The organism is Paenibacillus sp. JGP012, assembly GCF_014203995.1.
Lineage (GTDB): Bacteria > Bacillota > Bacilli > Paenibacillales > Paenibacillaceae > Paenibacillus > Paenibacillus silvae.
The window spans coordinates 191,294-210,121 of record NZ_JACHKG010000006.1 but is presented as its reverse complement, the minus strand read 5'-3'; the positions used below and the strand labels follow the sequence as shown (position 1 = coordinate 210,121).

Annotated in this window: 15 protein-coding genes; 3 read left to right on the top strand and 12 right to left on the bottom strand. The window is 47.7% G+C overall.

What is annotated here, in order from left to right; translation table 11 throughout:
- Positions 1 to 55: 55 nt before the first annotated feature.
- From HNR77_RS10730 to HNR77_RS10710, 5 genes are all read right to left on the bottom strand, one after another.
- The gene (locus HNR77_RS10730) at positions 56 to 3,781 is read right to left on the bottom strand and encodes a response regulator (RefSeq protein WP_184183514.1); all 3,726 of its coding nucleotides are present in this window, start codon (positions 3,779 to 3,781) and stop codon (positions 56 to 58) included.
- Positions 3,778 to 4,947, bottom strand: coding sequence for a PP2C family protein-serine/threonine phosphatase (locus tag HNR77_RS10725; protein WP_184183512.1), 1,170 nt, complete (start codon positions 4,945 to 4,947; stop codon positions 3,778 to 3,780). The genes HNR77_RS10730 and HNR77_RS10725 overlap by 4 nt, the downstream gene beginning before the upstream one ends.
- 510 nt (positions 4,948 to 5,457) lie before the next feature.
- On the bottom strand, positions 5,458 to 5,802 hold the full coding sequence (locus HNR77_RS10720; protein WP_110898371.1) for a YflT domain-containing protein: 345 nt from the start codon (positions 5,800 to 5,802) through the stop codon (positions 5,458 to 5,460).
- 94 nt (positions 5,803 to 5,896) lie between these two features.
- Positions 5,897 to 6,430, bottom strand: a complete 534-nt coding sequence (locus HNR77_RS10715) for a hypothetical protein (RefSeq protein ID WP_184183510.1) — start codon at positions 6,428 to 6,430, stop codon at positions 5,897 to 5,899.
- A 71-nt stretch (positions 6,431 to 6,501) separates the two neighbouring features.
- A complete protein-coding gene (locus HNR77_RS10710; protein ID WP_184183507.1) occupies positions 6,502 to 7,005 on the bottom strand; it encodes a DUF948 domain-containing protein in 504 nt (167 codons plus the stop codon).
- Positions 7,006 to 7,226: 221 nt separating this feature from the next.
- Here HNR77_RS10710 and HNR77_RS10705 point away from each other — a divergent pair, with 221 nt between their 5' ends.
- Positions 7,227 to 7,391, top strand: a complete 165-nt coding sequence (locus tag HNR77_RS10705) for a DUF1328 domain-containing protein (RefSeq protein ID WP_090924476.1) — start codon at positions 7,227 to 7,229, stop codon at positions 7,389 to 7,391.
- 376 nt (positions 7,392 to 7,767) lie between these two features.
- Entirely contained in the window at positions 7,768 to 8,280 is a 513-nt protein-coding gene (locus HNR77_RS10700) for a hypothetical protein (RefSeq protein WP_184183503.1), read from the top strand.
- Positions 8,281 to 8,383: 103 nt separating this feature from the next.
- On the opposite strand, the gene HNR77_RS10695 is transcribed toward HNR77_RS10700, so the two are convergent.
- Positions 8,384 to 9,271 (bottom strand): cation diffusion facilitator family transporter, encoded by an 888-nt coding sequence (locus HNR77_RS10695; RefSeq protein WP_184183500.1) that lies wholly within the window; start codon positions 9,269 to 9,271, stop codon positions 8,384 to 8,386.
- A gap of 301 nt (positions 9,272 to 9,572) precedes the next feature.
- On the opposite strand from HNR77_RS10695, the gene HNR77_RS10690 reads away from it, so the two are divergent.
- Positions 9,573 to 9,761: a hypothetical protein gene (locus tag HNR77_RS10690; protein ID WP_111268396.1), complete on the top strand. Its 189-nt coding sequence runs from the start codon at positions 9,573 to 9,575 to the stop codon at positions 9,759 to 9,761.
- Positions 9,762 to 9,884: 123 nt separating this feature from the next.
- Here the strand turns inward: HNR77_RS10690 and HNR77_RS10685 are convergent, their stop codons facing one another.
- The 6 genes from HNR77_RS10685 to HNR77_RS10660 form a co-directional block, all read right to left on the bottom strand.
- Positions 9,885 to 11,510, bottom strand: a complete 1,626-nt coding sequence (locus HNR77_RS10685; protein WP_145406029.1) for an ABC-F family ATP-binding cassette domain-containing protein — start codon at positions 11,508 to 11,510, stop codon at positions 9,885 to 9,887.
- A 313-nt stretch (positions 11,511 to 11,823) separates the two neighbouring features.
- A complete protein-coding gene (locus HNR77_RS10680; RefSeq protein WP_184183497.1) occupies positions 11,824 to 12,900 on the bottom strand; it encodes an MBL fold metallo-hydrolase in 1,077 nt (358 codons plus the stop codon).
- 80 nt (positions 12,901 to 12,980) lie between these two features.
- Positions 12,981 to 13,181: a cytochrome bd oxidase small subunit CydS family protein gene (gene cydS, locus HNR77_RS10675; protein ID WP_184183640.1), complete on the bottom strand. Its 201-nt coding sequence runs from the start codon at positions 13,179 to 13,181 to the stop codon at positions 12,981 to 12,983.
- 7 nt (positions 13,182 to 13,188) lie between these two features.
- The gene (locus tag HNR77_RS10670; RefSeq protein WP_184183494.1) at positions 13,189 to 14,223 is read right to left on the bottom strand and encodes a cytochrome d ubiquinol oxidase subunit II; all 1,035 of its coding nucleotides are present in this window, start codon (positions 14,221 to 14,223) and stop codon (positions 13,189 to 13,191) included.
- Positions 14,220 to 15,566 (bottom strand): cytochrome ubiquinol oxidase subunit I, encoded by a 1,347-nt coding sequence (locus tag HNR77_RS10665; protein WP_184183491.1) that lies wholly within the window; start codon positions 15,564 to 15,566, stop codon positions 14,220 to 14,222. Before HNR77_RS10665 ends, HNR77_RS10670 begins: the two co-directional genes overlap by 4 nt.
- A 415-nt stretch (positions 15,567 to 15,981) precedes the next feature.
- On the bottom strand, positions 15,982 to 18,825 hold the full coding sequence (locus tag HNR77_RS10660; RefSeq protein WP_184183488.1) for a PAS domain-containing sensor histidine kinase: 2,844 nt from the start codon (positions 18,823 to 18,825) through the stop codon (positions 15,982 to 15,984).
- Positions 18,826 to 18,828: the final 3 nt, after the last annotated feature.

Here is an 18,828-nt window from a genome sequence, read left to right as displayed (position 1 = left end):
TCATCATTGGTTACTTGCGTATTCGTTATTGTCCTTCATTACCCAAACAATACACTTACGAATACAGCCATACCCGCATTAATGACAATAATTGATCCGTTTGAATCGGTTTCTTCACATAATCGGATGCTCCGGCCTCTATACACTTGCTGCGGTCTTCTTTCATCGCCTTGGCCGTAAGTGCTATAATCGGCAGCTTCTCAAACCTCGGATTCTGCCTGATCCGGGTCATCGCTTCATAACCGTCCATCTCTGGCATCATCATGTCCATAAGCACGAGATCAAATTCAGGATTGTTCTCCAATGCTTCAAGCGCTTCGCGGCCATTCTCGGCAAATGTGACATCCATCCGATATCCCTCAAGCACACTGGATAACGCAAACACATTCCGAATATCGTCATCCACAAGTAAAATCTTCTTGCCTTCAAACAAGGTTTCTTTATTGTGCAGCTTCTGCAAAATGCGGCGCTTGTCTTCTGGCAGGTTAGCCTCTACCCGATGCAAGAACAAGGTCGTTTCATCCAGCAGACGCTCTGGCGACTTCACATCTTTGATAATGATCGATTCCGCATATTTGCGAAGCTTCAGCTCTTCCTTGGAATCCAGCTCTTTGCCTGTATAAATAATAATTGGCAGATCATTCAAATATTCATCGTCACGAATCTGGTCCAGCAGCTCAAAGCCGGTCATATCCGTCAGCATCAGATCCAGCACCATACAATCGTAACGCTGGCTGTGCAGTTCATTCAGTGCTTCCTGGCCCGTTGAAACGGCTGTAATCGCAACATCATCATGACCGATTAATTCAATGATTGCTTTGCGCTGAATCTCGTCATCCTCGACAATGAGCAGACGTTTCAGCTGATTGGCGGTATAGGATTCGATATGTGAGAAAGCTTTATCCAGTGAATCCTTGCTGGAAGGTTTCTTCAGATATGCAATGGCTCCCATCATCAATCCCTGCTTCATATCATCAACAACCGAGATGACATGCACCGGAATATGACGTGTTACCGAACTGCTCTTTAACTCCCCGAGAATCGTCCATCCGTCCATCACAGGCAGCTGGATATCCAGAATGATGGCATCCGGCAAATATTCCCGAGCCATCTCCAGCCCGGTATCTCCTTGCAGAGCTACCAGTGCCTTAAACCCTCTTCCTCTCGCCATATCCATCAAAATCTGCGCAAACTTTACATCATCTTCAATGATCAGCAATGTTTTGTCGCCTTCCATCAGATGCTCCAGATCATCCTTAATCCGAGCTTGCTCTGAATGGCGAGCAGGAGTTAGATGGGATACCCGGCTGCGTTCCGGGTCAGGAGCAAGAATGGATTGATGCGACGAGCGCTCGGTTGCCATGTAGGACTGCTGCTCTTGATATGGCTCCGAAGAGACTGCCGCTTCCCGGGTCGCTTCTTCCTCCGCCAGTTCGGCTTCTTCATGATTATCCGGCAGGAACAGCGTAAAGGTGCTTCCGACCCCTTCCGAGGACTCCACCTGTATCGCTCCGCCAAGCAGACGTGCCAGCTCACGGCTGATGGACAAACCAAGACCTGTACCCCCATATTTACGGCTGGTGGTACCATCCACCTGCTGGAACGCTTCAAAGATCAGATCTGTTTTATCTGACGGAATGCCAATCCCTGTATCTTTGATGCTGAAGCCGAGATAGTCCTGATTGGTATTCAGATATCCAGGCAGCTCATCCGGCTTCATTCGCCGTGCATTCAGCGTCACCGAACCACGGTTTGTGAACTTGAATGCGTTGGACAGCAGATTGCGTAAAATTTGCTTTACGCGATGACTGTCTGTATAGACCCAATCCGGCAGTGAATTGTCAAAATCAATATGGAGGTCCAGTTCTTTCTTGTTAGCCATCGGCCCAAAGTTCTGAGTAACAAAGCTCGTCAGCTCATCCATGCGTACCATCTCATAATTAATATCCATCTTGCCCGCGTCCACTTTCGACAAGTCCAGGATTTCGTCAATCATTTTGAGCAGGTCGGCACCCGACATATAAATGGTTTGCGCATATTCCTGCTGCTTGCTGCTGAGATTGCCGTCCTTGTTCTCCGACAATAATTGAGACAATATGAGCAGACTGTTCAGCGGCGTTCTCAGTTCATGCGACATATTGGCCAGAAATTCCGACTTGTACTTGCTGGTCATCGACAATTGCATGGCCTGCTGTTCAAGCTGTGTCTTTGTTTTCTCAATTTCATCATTTTTCTCTTCCACTTCCCGAACCTGTTCTTCCAGCGCCCGGGTTTTGGCAATCAGTTCAGTATTAAAATGCTCCAGCTCCTCCTGCTGACGCTGCAGCAGCTCCTCGGACTTTTTCAGTGCACCTGTCTGTTCCTCCAGGTTCTCATTGGAACGGCGCAGCTCCTCCTGCTGTGTCTGAAGCTCCTCTGATTGCACCTGAAGCTCCTCGGTAAGGGCCTGAGACTCCCGCAGCAGCTCCTCGACACGCAGACGCCGCCGCACATTGTTAAGAATGACACCCAAATTCATAATGAGCTGAGCAAACAGCTGTTTATGAAGCTCACTGAATCCTTCGAAGGAAGCCAGTTCAACGACACCAATCAACTCGTCTTCAAACACAACCGGGTAGATCATAATGCCGGCAGCTCGTGACGAGCCTGAAGCTGAACCGATGCTTACATAATGATCGGGAGTGTGATCCAGCACAATCGGACTCATGTCCAGTGCTGCTTGACCAATCAATCCTTCCCCGACTCGATAGACTTCTCGGCCAAGCTCCCCATTTTCTTCAAAAGCATAGGAACCGTAACGTCTCAATTCATCCGGATGCTTCTCCTCGTCAATCAAATACACCACACCCAGTTGAGCACCAAGCACAGGTGTAAATTCACTGATAAACATCTGGGAAATTTGACGGATGGAGCCGATGCCCCGGAGCAGTTCAGGCACTCTCGCAATGTTGGAGCTCATCCAGTTCTGATCCTGCTGGGCCTGTACATAGGCCTTCTCGATCTCCAGCTTCTCTTGCAGATCGTTCGAGACGTCTTTGAAAACAGACGCGATCTGACCGATCTCATCCGTGGACTTGATCTGAATCCGCTGAATCGTTTTATATTTGCCTTTGCCAAAACTCGTAATCATCATAGACACCGTATTCAAGCCGCGTGTAATGCTAGGAAGCACCCACAGAATGATCCCAAGAGCAAGCAGCAATCCTGCGACCATAATACTTATTGTAATTTGAACCGCTCTGGTATATGCAGCGTTGGCGTCCTTGATCTCGGCGTCAATCTCCTGATCCTGATAACGGGAAAGGGCATTCAGACTTTCGACTGCTTCTTTTTGTACTGCAAGTCCGGTCGAATTGCGATAGTTGTTTGCATCCTGCACCCGATTTTGCGACATCAGACTGACGATTCTGTTCGCATAATTGGTATACGCATCCCAAGCGTCATTTACGCGATCCACGAGTTGATGCTCGGTGGCGGTATCTGCACGATTTCTCACCTGCTCCAGAGACCCGGCGCCCCTTTCCTTCATTTCTTTCAGATCGCCTTCTGCCATACTGATGGAATTGGTTGGATTAAGGAGCAAGTTAGCGAGCACTTTGGCAATATCGTTAACTTCTCCCCGTGCCGAGGAAGTAAAGCGTACTTTCAGATAACGTTCCTGATACATCTGGTCAATCTGCTTATTACTGCTATTCAGCCGCTCGTAGCTCACAAAGGTGAGGACAATTAATATGGCCATCAAGGCGGTAAAACCAATCAGCAGTTTATTCCTGATTTTCATTCAGCTTCCGCCCCTTTATCCAGAGTAATCCACACCAGACATTTATCATCATCACGTTCGGGATTCAAATCATCGTTAAAAAACAGCTGCTGCATTGCTTCTTCGTTCCATTCATGCGAGCCCTTCAATTGTTCGATCAAAAACTCCAGCTGCTGCTCCTGATCTCCCTGAACCGCCTCAAGCAATCCATCCGTATAGAGCGCAATATGTCCATCCCCTTCATAATGAATGGTCTGTGGTTCAATATCCATTTTGTCGAACAGCCCTACAGGACAGCATACGCTGTCAAATGAGGCCACACTACCGTCGCTGCGGAAAAATAAAGCTGGCGGATGCCCCGCATTCACATAATCAATGCGTTTCATCCGGGTATCCACAACCAAGTAGATGGCAGTAAAATAATACTGTACCAGTTGTTTACCGAGATGCAGCTGATTGAAGCGCCGGTTCAGCTCCTGAATGACCTTCTCCGGGTCTACATAAGTGGTTACCGTATCCTTGAGCACAGATGCGATAAACATGGTGAACAGAGAGGACGATATGCCATGCCCCATCATATCCAGCAGCAATACGCCATAACGCCCTTCTCCAAGCGGATACCACGAATAGAGGTCACCTGCCAGCTCAAAGGACGGTTTATAGATGGCATGCACCTGAAACAATGGATCTTCAATCGCATGGCTCAGTACTGCATTCTGTACCATTGCTGCCAGCTTCAGCTCATCCTGAATGCGCTGATCGCGCTCCTTATGCCAGTCTTTCTCCTGCTTCAATCGCAGAGCCAGCCGAATTCGAGCCATCAGCTCCACTTTGTTAATCGGCTTTGTAACATAATCAGATGCACCTGCATCAAGTGCTTCCGCCAGCTTTTTGGAATCGCCGATGGCAGTCACCATAATAATCGGGATATCCTTCAAATTTTCGAATTTCTGCGTAATGCTGCATGCCTCAATGCCATCCATTTCGGGCATCATCATATCCAGCAAAATCAGGTCAATATCCGACGACTTGGGACGCAATTCACTGGTATCCTCACCAATCCCCAATATTTCGAACATTTCCATCGCAGAGCTTGCTGTCACAATATCGCGGTAATTTTCCTTTTTCAAAATTTCTCGAATGATAATGACATTCGTCGGATTGTCGTCAACAATAAGTATTCTCATTTGCTTCTCCTTATCTGTGGCGTCCGGGTTTGTCGATAATTATGCATTCAGCGAACAACCTTATTTATACAAATTTTGCGTTCAAAGTGGCAGTAGACATAACAATTACTAGGGCGTGTCTGAAAACTCTGAAGGAAGCAGATTTTAGTGAATTTTCGTTCCAAACCAGGAAGTTTCCCGCAGGCGTGCCGGGGCACGTCAAGGGAGACTGACGCAGCAGGGGGCGAAAAGGCGGTAAAAGATGCACTTCAGTGGGTTCAAGACACGCCCCAGTATAACTATACGGATAGAACCAGGATATTTCTATCCACAAATCACACCAGCAAGGGGCATTTTCTTCCATGAAACATTTGTTTTTGCATTGTTACAGCCCCGCCTTCAAACTTGCAAAAACATAGATAAGGAATGGGGGTAAACCCCATTCCTTATCTATGTTTTTGATTAAGCCTTTACGGAAGGTGTCCGCAAGACGTTCACTTCATTCTTAAACGTGCTGTCAGGTTTGAAGGTTCAATCTTTCTTTTTGGCAATCACCAGCACCTTGCCTTTATCCAATTCACTTTCGTAGAAATCGGCCTCGGCTTCGGTGAAACCCATCGATACAATCTTGGCCCGAAGTTCGTCACCGCGTGAACGGAACAGATTCGCCATGGAATCAAACAACCCTTCTTCCTTGATGCCAATCTCGTTGGCATCTGCAGTATCTGCAATGCGATCTGTACGATCCTTCTCATGGGCAAGTACGAAGATATGATCAGCCAAGTATCCAGTAGTTTGCAGCTCTTTCACCGCTTCTACTGCCTGAACTCCGTTTTCTACCACCTTAGCATAAGCTTGCGCGTTGGTTGAATTCATCGTTTCCACTCTCCTCTGATTGATCTTCTTTCTCGAGCTCTTATAGTATATAACCATACTATTTTGTATTGAAACGGAAGTCGAATCATAGATTTCAGGAAACCGTTTCATCAAATAAATCAATACCTCTGATCTCGCTTGAGCCCGGTTTCATATACACTTTGATCGCATAATGACCGCGAAGGTATACTTCGCCATCCTCCGCGACGTAATGAGGTTTGCCAAGTGCTTGATGAATGGCGTCAATCTGCATCGGCAGGACAGTGCCGTTCAAGCTCCAATGCTCTTGGAAACCCTCCACATGCACATACTGAATCATTCCAGTATCTTCACATATTCCAACATTTACATCATCAAAATGATATTCATCGCATCCCAAGTACGGGTCCTCTTTGATCGCGGATGGCTGGCCCATTCGGGCCAGCAATTCATCCTTCCGCTCCTCCAGTGAGACACCATTCAGAGTCCGGAATTGCTCGTACGTCTCGGAACGATCATTTGCCGGTGTAATCTCCGGCATCTGCTCCTCCATTACCGTCCATTGCAAGTCGTGAGCAGCAGGTGGCGCTGCCGGTTGAACGGAAAAGGGAGAAATTACGCTAAACACCGTCACTAGCAGTAGTTTCATCATGTTTCTCACCCTTTCATCAGGTTCATCACCGCTCTGAAGGTTTCACCAGCATTCAGCAAACGGTCATGTTATTTACGCAGCCGCTGCCATACGTTGGCCGCAATATCCACATATCCCATCCAGTTCTTCCCGCCTTTGGCTTTATCATGATATGTAGCATCATAGGATTGCAGCGTACGCTCTGTTTGCGTTGCAGGTGGCGCCGTCACATGACTGGCTTGAGCTGCTTTGTCTGCTTCTGCTCGCTTCGTCTGAAACTTGGTCATCAGTGTGCTGGATACCTGCTTGGCTGCTGCCGTCACTTCACTGAGCACTTCTCCCAGATTCTCAACCGATTCCAGAACCGGATCAATCTTTTTGATTTTGTGCTGTACATCGGCAGTGATATCATTGGCATGTCTTACGGTCTGCTTTACTTCATAACTAAGCTCGTCAACGGTTTTTTGCACTTCTTGCAGTGTGCGGGAGACGTTGTCCAGTGAACCCTGAGCTGCTTTCAGGGTGCGGATTAAAAAGAAAACCAGTACGGCAAATGCCACTGCAATCAGGGCCACGCTAAGTTGATAGATCATACAAAAAACCTCTCTTTCCATAGTTGCGTGCGGTTTGGTTATTGCTTTAGTACCCGGGCATTTACCGGGCGAAACAAAAGAAGAGTGTTCCTGTGGTTCCGTCTAGAAGAAGAAAAATCCACCATGTTTCAACAGATTGGACCTCGGTTAAGGTTAGACTACACAGGGCAGTGAGACAGCATCGTTCACGCCAAAACAATATCACGAAAGGATGATCTCTCATGTTGAAATGGTCTGTTATTTTTCTGATTATTGCGCTGGTCGCTGGTATCTTCGGTTTCTTTGGCATTGTTGAAGCCGCAGCTTCCATTGCAAAAGTGTTGTTCTTTATCTTTGTTGTACTTTTTGTCATCTCCCTCATTACGGGAAGAAGCCGAATGCGATAAAGTCACTATTGCCTGATCTGAATCATGTGATTACATACAAAAGCCGATGATGCCTCCGGGTACGTCGGCTTTTGTATGTTTACATGCAGGTAAGCTTTCCTATTTTCTATATCTATGTATTACGCTCCCTCCTGCTTTATTCCAACACCAACCGCCGAAAAATCCTGAAAAAACAGGACTAAATTGACATAACAAGCCGGATTCCATGCCGCGAAAGTATGATTTTTACAAGCCTGTTATATACCCACAAATGCTCCAGTTGACTCTGGAGACCACAAGAAAATATTGTTATAATTTGTGATTCATAGGCTAGGTTGCTTGGTTATTTTTAACTCAGGACAACAAAACTACATATCTAACCGAGGAGGAAAAACAAATGAAAAAAATCGTAAGTTTTGCCGCTGCTTTAACACTGATGGGTTCCATGGCTGCCGCTGCGGGTGCAGAGGAAGCGGTTACGGGCACAGTAAACACAACATCCGGTACAGAAGCGACTTCAACTACACCAGCGGAAACAACTCCGGCTGTTGAGGTAAATAAACCTGCTGTAGAGACCGTTGAAGGCAAAGCAGAAACCGTGACTGGCACAACCGTTGATTCTACAGGTACTGAAGGCACTTCAACAACGACAGAAACACCATCCAAAACAGACATCCAGTTCGAAGAGCCTCTTGTGAAACCAGGGGATGAAGTCACTGCACCAACAATGCTGCTGAACCTGCTGGAGCGCACCTGGTTCTATGATGCACCAAACGGCAAACCGATTGGCGCTCTGGGAGCTCAGATCGTTGATACAACAGGTGAGGTTGTTGACGGATTCGACGGCGGCGAATGGGTTCAAGTGTACACCTGGAAAGGCAAAGCTTGGATTCACGTTGCGATTCAATAATATCGTATAATCGTTTCTAACATAAGTAAAGAGGACAGCGCGTGTTGCGTCTGTCCTCTTTTTTAGATTACACGTAATTGTTATATTTTCACGCTCAAAAGACTTATGTTGGTTGATGCGCCACTTCGGTTCGAGGCTCTACATGCACGTGAACGTGCATAATGTTGTGGGACCGTTTCAATCGTTCCTCTACCTGATCACAGATTTCATGTCCCTGCACCAGCGTTAACCCACCATCTACCTCAATGACCACATCCACGAGCACATGACTGCCATGCACACGCGCCTTCACATCCTTGATCATCTCGACACCGGGAACACGAGCAACGGTAGATCTTAAATCCGTTAGTTCTTTCTGATCAAAACCATCCGTGAGCAAATGGGTTGAATCACGAAAAATTTCCCAAGCTGTCTTACAGATCAGCAGGCCAACCAGAATTGCTGCTACTTTATCCAGCCAGGGCAGACCGAATTGAGCACCGACAATGCCAAGTGCAGCACCGATACTTACCCAGGCATCAGAACGATTATCTTTGGCTGCCGCCAGCAAAGCCTGACTATTAATCTTCTTGGCCAGACGGGAGTTGTAACGGTATACTCCCAGCATGACCACAGCACAGATCACGGCTACACCAGCTGCCCAGAGATTTGGAGCTGCATAATCACCTGCATACCAGGATCGAACTGCTTCAACCAATACCTGAAGTCCTACAACTGCCATAATAAATGAGGCAATCAACGCCGCGATCGTCTCTGCCCGAAAATGACCATAAGCGTGATCCGAATCCGGCGGTTTTTGCGAGATGCGCAGACCGACCAGCACCGCAACCGATGCCACAATATCGGTAGCATTATTGATGCCGTCTGCGATCAAAGCGCTGGAAGCAAACAAATATCCACAAATGAGCTTAAATGCAGACAAAACGAGGTAAGCCGCAATACTGATCCAGGCCCCTCGCTCGCCTTTACGTATTTCTTCATATGCGTTCAACCGGACGACACTCCTTTTCATCATGCATCTCACAAATCCAGTGGCGGTTTAATCATGGTACCAAATGCAGATCATGTGGGTCTACAGAAACAGTGTTGCCAATCCACAGGGCTGTAGGGAAGCTGAAACAAAGTTTACAGAAGGCAGGGCTGTAGAGAATAAGAAACAATGTTGGCTTAGGCAAAACTGGTGGAAATCGACATTTTATCAGGTTGCCCTTGTGAGGCCATTATAAAACGTATAAAATGAGTACATCCCGTCCAATTTGGACGGCTTACTGCACGACCGGGAGGGATATACAATGAGCGAAAATAAAGAACCAAAAAAGATCAGCCTGCAGGATGCAATCCGTCAGAAGCTGGCACAGAAGAAGGAACAGGCAAATTCCGGCGGCCAATCCGGTGCTTACTTTGAAGGCGGACCAAAGGCTATGAAAAGTCAGAACAACAAAAAGCCGAACAATCAGCGTCGCCGTACTGGCGGCTCTTAGGCTCAAGTCAGTCTAACAGCTGTCATCTGAGCATGCGTTGACAAAAAAAACCGCAAGCCCTCCCTAGAGGACTTGCGGTTTTTGCTTGTTTTTAGATTTAACACTTGAACTCTACAATAGAGCTTAAGCTTCTACCGGATACATTTTGCTGCGCAGCTCTTTGATCTCTTCGCTTTCGAGATACTCATCGTAGCTCATCTGACGATCGATCAGACCTGTAGGCGTAATTTCAATGATACGGTTAGCAATCGTTTGAATGAACTGATGGTCATGGGATGTAAACAGCATTGTGCCATCAAAGTCAATCAAACCGTTATTCAGTGCGGTGATGGATTCGAGATCCAAGTGGTTCGTCGGCTCATCCAGAATGAGCACATTCGCGCCAGTCTGCATCATTTTGGCGAGCATACAACGCACTTTCTCTCCCCCGGACAATACACTCGCCTTTTTCAAAGCTTCTTCCCCGGAGAACAGCATACGGCCCAGGAAACCACGCAGGTACGTTTCATCCTGATCTTTGGAGTATTGACGCAGCCAATCCACAAGGCTCATCTCTACACCATCAAAATACTTGGAGTTATCTTTCGGGAAATATGCCTGGGTTGTTGTTACTCCCCAAGTATATTCGCCACTGTCAGCTTCAGTTTCACCCATCACTACATCAAACAGTAAAGATTTGGCGTTACCATTCGGGCCAACAAAAGCAATTTTGTCGCCTTTGTTTACCACAAAGCTGATATCGTTCAGCATGCTCTCGCCTTCAACTGCTTTGCTTAGACGATCCACAGTCAGCAATTGTTTACCCGCTTCACGCTCAGGCTTGAAGTTGATAAACGGATATTTACGGTTCGACGGACGAAGGTCATCCAGCGTAATTTTGTCGAGTTGTTTCTTCCGGGAAGTCGCCTGTTTGGATTTCGAAGCGTTCGCGGAGAAACGTTGGATAAAGGCCTGCAGCTCTTTAATCTTCTCTTCTTTTTTCTTGTTTGCATCCCGCTGCAAAGCAAGCGCCAATTGGCTGGACTCGTACCAGAAGTCATAGTTACCTACGTACAGCTGGATTTTACCAAAGTCGATGTCCGCGATGTGCGTACATACTTTGTTCAGGAAGTGACGGTCATGGGATACCACGATAACGGTACCTTCATAATCCATCAGGAAGTTCTCGAGCCATTGAATGGATTCGAGATCCAAGTGGTTGGTAGGCTCATCGAGCAGCAGGTTGTTCGGACGACCGAACAAGGCTTGTGCCAGCAATACGCGGACTTTTTCGTTACCGCTAAGCTCAACCATTTTTTTGTCATGCATATCGCGATCGATACCGAGACCAATCAGGAGTGCCGCTGCATCCGGCTCTGCATCCCAGCCGTTCAGCTCGGCAAACTCACCTTCAAGCTCACCTGCACGCAGGCCATCTTCTTCCGTAAAGTCTGCCTTCGCATACAGGGCATCCTTTTCTTTCATAATGGAATAAAGACGAGCGTGACCCATAATAACGGTTTCGAGAACCGGGTACTCATCATATTCAAAGTGGTTTTGCTTCAAAACGGCCATACGTTCGCCCGGGGTGATGTGCACCTCTCCCGAGTTGGCTTCAATCTCACCGGACAAAATTTTCAAAAATGTTGATTTTCCGGCTCCGTTCGCGCCGATCAAGCCGTAACAGTTGCCTGGCGTGAATTTGATATTCACATCTTCAAAAAGCGCACGTTTTCCGTAGCGGAGCGTAATGCCGCTTGTACTGATCATTAAGCATACCATCCTTTATTGGTTAATCTGCATACTGCATGAATAGCAGCCTGAGAGCACGTTTGTATCCATACACGTTCATGCTCGCCTGCTTCAATCATGGATTCAATATCCGATGCCTATTCTGGCACCATATTATAACACAAAAAAACGGCAAATTCGAAAATCAGCCGCTTTTTACGGATTAAAGTTTTGGTAAATATGCTGTTCATGCACGTATGTTTATAGATTACCATATCTGGCTGGCTTTTGTTAGCCCTGTTCAGGGATGTTCATCAAAATTCTTCGTTTACGTGTAAATGAAGAGGACAACTCATATACCTTCCGGTCCGGCATCCTGATTCATATCCTCAGCCTCATGCCGGATACGCAGTGTCTCCCCATGTCCCAGCACACGAATCCGTTCCGCAGCAATACCGAGCCGTTTTCGTTCAGCTTCCAGCCGGTCCAGCGCCTCCTTCGGCGTGTCGTCCGCCAGCTTGAACGTTCCATAATGCATCGGCACCATCAGCTGTGACTTCGTTTCGACGAAGCCCTGCAGTGCCTCTTCCGGTGTGACATGCTGGGATGTCATGAACCATTCAGGGTCGTATGCCCCGATGGGCATCAGGGTTATACCAATGTCGAAACGTTCTCCAATCGTCTTGAATTCTTTGAAATACCCCGTATCACCTACAAAATATACTACAGGCGGGCAACCTTTTTGCAGCATTGGTTCATCGTTGTGGGCACGTTGCCCGTCAAGCACATCGTTAACCGATGTCTCCAGCGCAGCCGCGCTTTCTTCTGATACTCGCACGGCATGATTTGGCTCCAGTACATAACCGCCCCAGTGGGACGTATTGGTATCGAATAACGTTCGGCGTGTCCAGTGCTGGGCAGGCACAAATGTAATTTTGACACCACCAAGCACGATATGCTCCCACCACTTCATCTCCTGACACCGATGGAATCCCTTGCGGATCATTTTGCGTCTAAGGCCATCCGGCACAATCAGCAGTGTCTTCGCTGTAACCAGTTTGCGTAGCGAAGCCAGATGCAGATGATCATAGTGGGAGTGAGAGATGAGGATCACGTCCAGTGGCGGTATATCCTGAATCGGAATGCCAGAGGCACCGAGCCTGCGTTGAAATCCCATTTTTTCCGCCCACACCGGGTCAGTTACGATGTTAAGCCCATAGTATTGGATGAAAAAAGTAGAATGTCCAATCCACGTTATCGTTGTTTCTTCCCGGTTGGCGTGCAGGTAGTCCAGCTCAGGCTCATGCTTGGGAACTTTGTAGGAATAGTCCTTTACCTTGCGGCGGCGCTGCTCTCTCCATTGCTTGAACTCTTTCAGCGTTTTGTCCGTGCTGACGTTGTCGATATTGTTATACCGAATTTTAGCCATGAAGGGGCCTCCTCCCTTCCTCAGATCTTATCATCAGATTACCCTCATCAGGCGTGGATCTACCACAAGTACTGTTGTAATCAATCCTGAGGATTTTTGCAAACCGCCATATATACAAACAAAAAAACGATGGCAGCCACTATAATCAGAGGCGGGGCGTACATAATGGTAAACGTCTCAAAGAAGCTGAGACCCGTGATGCCCGGAATTCCTCTGACCCCTTCTTCCTGCAGAAGAGGCCAGTAAACGATCCCGTTCAGAATGTTCGGAAGCAGAAACATAGCGATATCATCCTTTCTTTTTCCCCGCGTTACCACGCACGTAATTGGCATCAAACAGGAACAGCTTCATAATCAGCACCAGTGACGGAATGAGCACCAGCAGTCCCAGACTGAAAGCCGTAATCAACGCAATGCCCATCGTCCGGTTGGTAAAGCTGTCATAGATGTTAATGTACGGGTACAGAATGTAGGGCAGATGCGAGCGTCCATATCCATACCATGCAAAAGCAAACTGGAGCATCACTGCGATAAAACACCAGCCCAGATATTTCTCTTTCCACACAAGCGATACCGCGACCACAAAACAGATAAACGATGCGATAAACATCCAGGACATGCCCACCATCTGCTCAAAGTGAGCAGGGTTCTGTTTGTTGATTTGCAGAAAAGCAAGAAAACTCGCAAAAATGGTGGGCAGGCTCCACAGCAGCGCATATTCCCGAAGCACCTGAAAGGCCGTCTCATCCCCCGCCCGCTTCGCATAATAGGACAGGAACATCGCCGAGATGTACAGCACACTGACCAAAGCCAGCAGTACAACAGACCACGTATAGGGATTCGTCAAAAATTCACGCCAGCGAAAAAACACCTTTTCGCCCGCCTGCTCAATGATCCCGCCTTCGGATATCGCCAAAATGGTAGAGAACACCGCCGGAATCAGCAATCCCGTTGCTCCATAAAGCGCCAGATAGATTCTGCTGTTTTTTCCATGGTTGCCATAGGTGTTATAAGCGTAATACACGCCCCGAATCGCCAGCAGTACGATCGCCAGCGAGCCTGGTACAAGCAGGGCCGTACCGTAATAGAAGGCACTGTCGGGATAAAAGCCGACCAGCCCTACCACGAAAAAGATGAGAAACACATTCGTCACTTCCCACACCGGGGACAAATAGCGCTGAATGATGTTATGAATTTTGTTTTCATGTCCAGTCAATATGCTGTAAAAACTGAAGAACCCCGCGCCGAAATCAATCGATGCCACAATCAGATAACCGAACAGGAACGTCCACAATATCGCGATGCCTGCAATTTCGAAGCTCAATGCACGATGCCTCCTTCCAGTCCAAGCGAATCCAGTTCCTTCTCCGCTTCCTTGTTACGGAACAGCTTGCTGATCACACGGATGCAGGAGAAGCACAGCACCAGATAGAGCAGAATAAACAGCACGAGCATCCAGCCGACGGAGGTGGAGGTCGTAGCCGCTTCAGCCACTTTCATGTATCCACGCAAAATCCAGGGCTGTCTGCCCACCTCGGCAAACATCCAGCCCAGCTCGATCGCAATCATGGCGAGCGGCCCCAGCAGCACGATGCCAAGCAGCAGCCATTTGGGATATGGCTTGCGTCCTGGCAGCCAGCGGCGCAGCACATACAGCACCGGGATCAATAGAATGATGACACCTGTCGTCACCTTCAGATCAAACATGTAATGGATAGACAGCGGCGGTCTCAGATCAGCCGGGAATTCCTCCAATCCCTTCACTTCTGTATCCGGGCGGTTGCCTGCCAAAATGCTTAATGCATAAGGAATTTCAATGGCATATTTGACCTCGTTATTTTCATCCAGAATTCCGCCATAGACAAGCGGTGCTTCCTTCATCGTTTTGAAATGCCACTCTGCCGCCGCCAGCTTCTCCGGCTGATATTTTGCCAGAAATTTACCGGACGAGTCACCGATCATGACGGTGCTGATCGCAAATACAAGCGCAGATACCGTCGTGAGCTTGAGTGCTTTTTTGTAATACACATGATCCCGCCCGCGCAGCAGGCTGAACGCCGCAATACCTGCAAGCACACCCGCACTCAAGGTATAGGATGAGGCAAGAACATGGGACACCTTGGTCGGTGTTGCCGGGTTGAGCATGGCAGCAATCGGGTCAATATCCTTCATAATGCCGTTGATTAAGGTGAAACCTTGCGGCTGGTTCATGAAAGAGTTCACCGTTGTAATAAAGATTGCGGAGGCGGATGAGCCAAAAGCTACCGGAATGAGCAGCAGCATGTGCGTATACTTTTTTTTGAAACGGTCCCAGGTATAGAGGTAAATCCCGAGAAAGATCGCTTCCACGAAAAAGGCGAAGGTCTCCATGAACAGCGGCAGTGCAATTGCCTGCCCGGCGACACGCATAAACATCGGCCACAGCAGGCTCAGCTGCAGCCCGATCGATGTGCCTGTAACGACACCAACGGCCACGGTAATGACAAAACCTCGCGCCCACCTTCTCGCGAGCAGCGTATAATGAATATCATTGGTACGCAGCCCCCGCCATTCAGCCAGAGCAATCATGAGCGGAACACCTACGCCGATGGAAGCAAAGATGATATGCACAAACAGGGTCAGGCCGGTCAATATCCGGCTTAGCAGAACAGGGTCCAGAGATGACATGGGTACACTCCTCTTTCGGTGTAATGATTATTGATCTCGCACTTTGTTGTCGTTGTATCGTTATGGGTTATGTACAGCGGCGGATTCACCTGCCTGAACGGTCGCTCAGTAACTCATAATACGGATGATGCTTTTGACAACCGCATACAGTACCACCACAGCCGCCACCAGACAGACGATAATGAGCTTTTTCTCTTGATTGCGAAACATAAACGTGTCGTCCTCCTTTTTGCACAGGATGCAAATTATGGCTCTATATACAGTGTGCAAAACTTCCCGTTTTTTTATCCCGAATGACGATAAAACAAAAAATATAATAATGAAAAAGCATGACGATAACGACAAAAAAGACCTTTATCTTTGTGCACAGCCAAGTGCAAAAGATAAAAGCCTCCGATAGAGTTAAAAAAGAGTGTCAGAGAACCACCTCATGCTTAGGCAGCCGTACTTTAAACGTGCTGCCCTTGCCCGGTGCCGACATAAAGGTCAGGCTTCCGTGATGATCCTCGACAATTTTGCGAGAAATGTACAAGCCCAGACCCGTTCCACCAATCTGACGATGGTCTGAATTGTCCACACGGTAAAATTTATTAAACAGCATGTGCTTCTCACTCTCCGCAATGCCAATGCCGTAATCCCGCACATCAATGCAGAGAGCCTCATCTTCCTCCCATAACGTGACATCAATCCGATCTGCTCCAGGAGAGTATTTCACTGCATTGCCGATCAGATTATGCAGCACCTGAACGATTCTGTTCTGGTCTGCGTAAGCAAAAAGATCACCGTTAAAAGCGTGCACATATATTCGCTGAGAAGATTTTCGATTCCACTGCTCCGCCACACCTTCCACCAGCTCCACAAGTGGAGCATAGGTCATGTGATAGGTCATGCCATCATTGTCGAGACGCTGAATGTCCAGCACATCATCCAGCAGGCTGCTCAGACGTTTGCCCTCCGATGAGATCGTCTCCATAAATTCTTTACGCTGTGATGCCGGAAGATCATACATCAGCATCAGCTCGACATAACCCATAATCGTTGCTACAGGGGTGCGAAGCTCGTGAGAGACTACGCTGATCAGTTCATTTTTCATGCGATTCAGCCGTTCTTCCCCTGTCAAATCGCGGAAAACGAGCAGGAATCCATGATTTTTACTTGGTACATCCATCTGTTTCATGTACAGGGAAAACACACTCTGCTCTACATTGTCAAAATAGAAATTCGTCTCAATAAATGCCTGTTCCCCGTTCAGAAATGCTCTTGTCTGCTCCGTCAGATTAAACCCCTCGGTTAAAACCATCGTATCAATCGCCTGGGCCAAATCGATAATGGATTCTCCCAGGAAATTGCCCAGTCCAAACATTTCTTCTATTCGGCGATTCACAATGGTGATTGTGCCTGAACGATCTGACATCACAAGTCCTTCACGAACAGACTCGATAAACTGCTCACTGATATCGCGCTGCTCTTGAATGGCGGCCTTCTCCTGAAACAGCTCCAGATTCAAGTGCTCCAACACAAGGGCATGACGCACCCGGTCTTCTTCAGCACGTGTACGTTCGGTAATATCCTTGATGAACAGATTATAGAGGGTCTCATTGTTTCCAAGTTGAATCTCCACAATTTTATATTCAATCGGAAATATGCAGCCGTCACGGATACCTGATATTTCATCAACCGTGGTATACCTTTTGCCCTCTACAAATTCATATTGCTGAAGTAATTTCTTGATTTCCCGAAAGCTGATCCCATGGAAAAGAGACGGCGCCTTCTTCAGCAGAACCTCTTCCCGTCCAAGTCCAAACATTCTCTCTGCCTCGGGATTGAATTCAATAATTATCCCTTGGCAATCCACAGCAATAATTGCGTCAATGGACGATTCAATAATGGCGCGTTTAATTTCTTCGCTGTTTTTAAGCTCCTTCGTACGGGCGATAACGCGATCCTCCAGCGTTAGCTTGTCGAGCCGGATCTGTTCAAACTGTTCGAGCAGCACATCTGCCATTTTGCGCAAGTTCCCGATCAGAATCTGAATCTCGGTCACATGGCTGCTCGGCCAGTCCATATTCCGATTGCGGAACAGAAGTCGTGGAAGAGAGCCGGTTAGCCGGGTCAGCCGCAATAAAGGACTGACCACTTTGCTGCTCAACGGCGCAGCCACAATCATTGATGCCACAATAATCACGAATAAGGATTGCAATGTTGTCAGATATATGTTTTCGATCTGCGGGTAATATAGTGACGAATTGGTTTCGACGAATATTCGGTAAGGTGTGCTCGGCGCATCTTCCGCTTCATAGATAAAGGACGCCTGTCTCCAGTGCTCCAGTACATCACTGTAATGTATTTCCCTGGAGTTCAGAAGCATGGGGCCTCGCAGCGAGGTTAATACCTCGAAAGAACTCAGGTCCACAGATTCACCCGGCTGAAGGGTAGAAAGTCCCGAAGCGACAACATGGCTATTCTGATCCAGCAAAATCACATTCACACCCAGCAGGTGGTGATACCGCTCCACATTTTCTGCCAGATTCTCGGGTGTAACATATTGCCTGTCCAGATCCTGGACAACAGCACTTGCTGCATGCCTCATATCCCGCAAGATTGCATCATTCATCTGGCTTAGCTGTCTGCGGCTATCCGCAGATAACAGGACGAGGGAAACAAACACTACAAAAGCAACAACATATTTGAACGCGATTCTCCTCAGTGGAATCGTGCCCGCCCGTTTCGCCTCATGCTCACTCAAAGTCGCCCAGAAATCAACCACAATGCCCGCAATCAGTGCATTCACCATACTGACAACAGCAATGTACATATACTCATACTTTGTATCTTCAACACTCAAACCTAATACATAGTGCCCATAACAGATCATTGGAAGCAGCATCACAACCCAGAAAACAGCATTGGCCTTGATCAAACTGCCTTTCTTGCATCGCATCTGCCAGCCAAACATCCACACTAACTCTATAAAATGTGCAGCCGTGACATAAAAATAATGCGAATCCAGGCCCGTAATCAGTATTTTGGACAGACATATTAACGCAAGTGTGATAAAACCATAGAATCCCCCGTATATTCGGAGGGCAATCAGCGCTGCGGCACTCATCATCATAAACTGTACGCCATAGAACAACGTAAATGGAACAATGGCATTGATGGTGCCGAAAAGGATCAGAACCATCGTTCCAATCCAGGGTTGTCTCAGTTGGAGTACCACCCATTCCCGCAGATTTCTTACTCCCGTTATCCCGTTCATAGG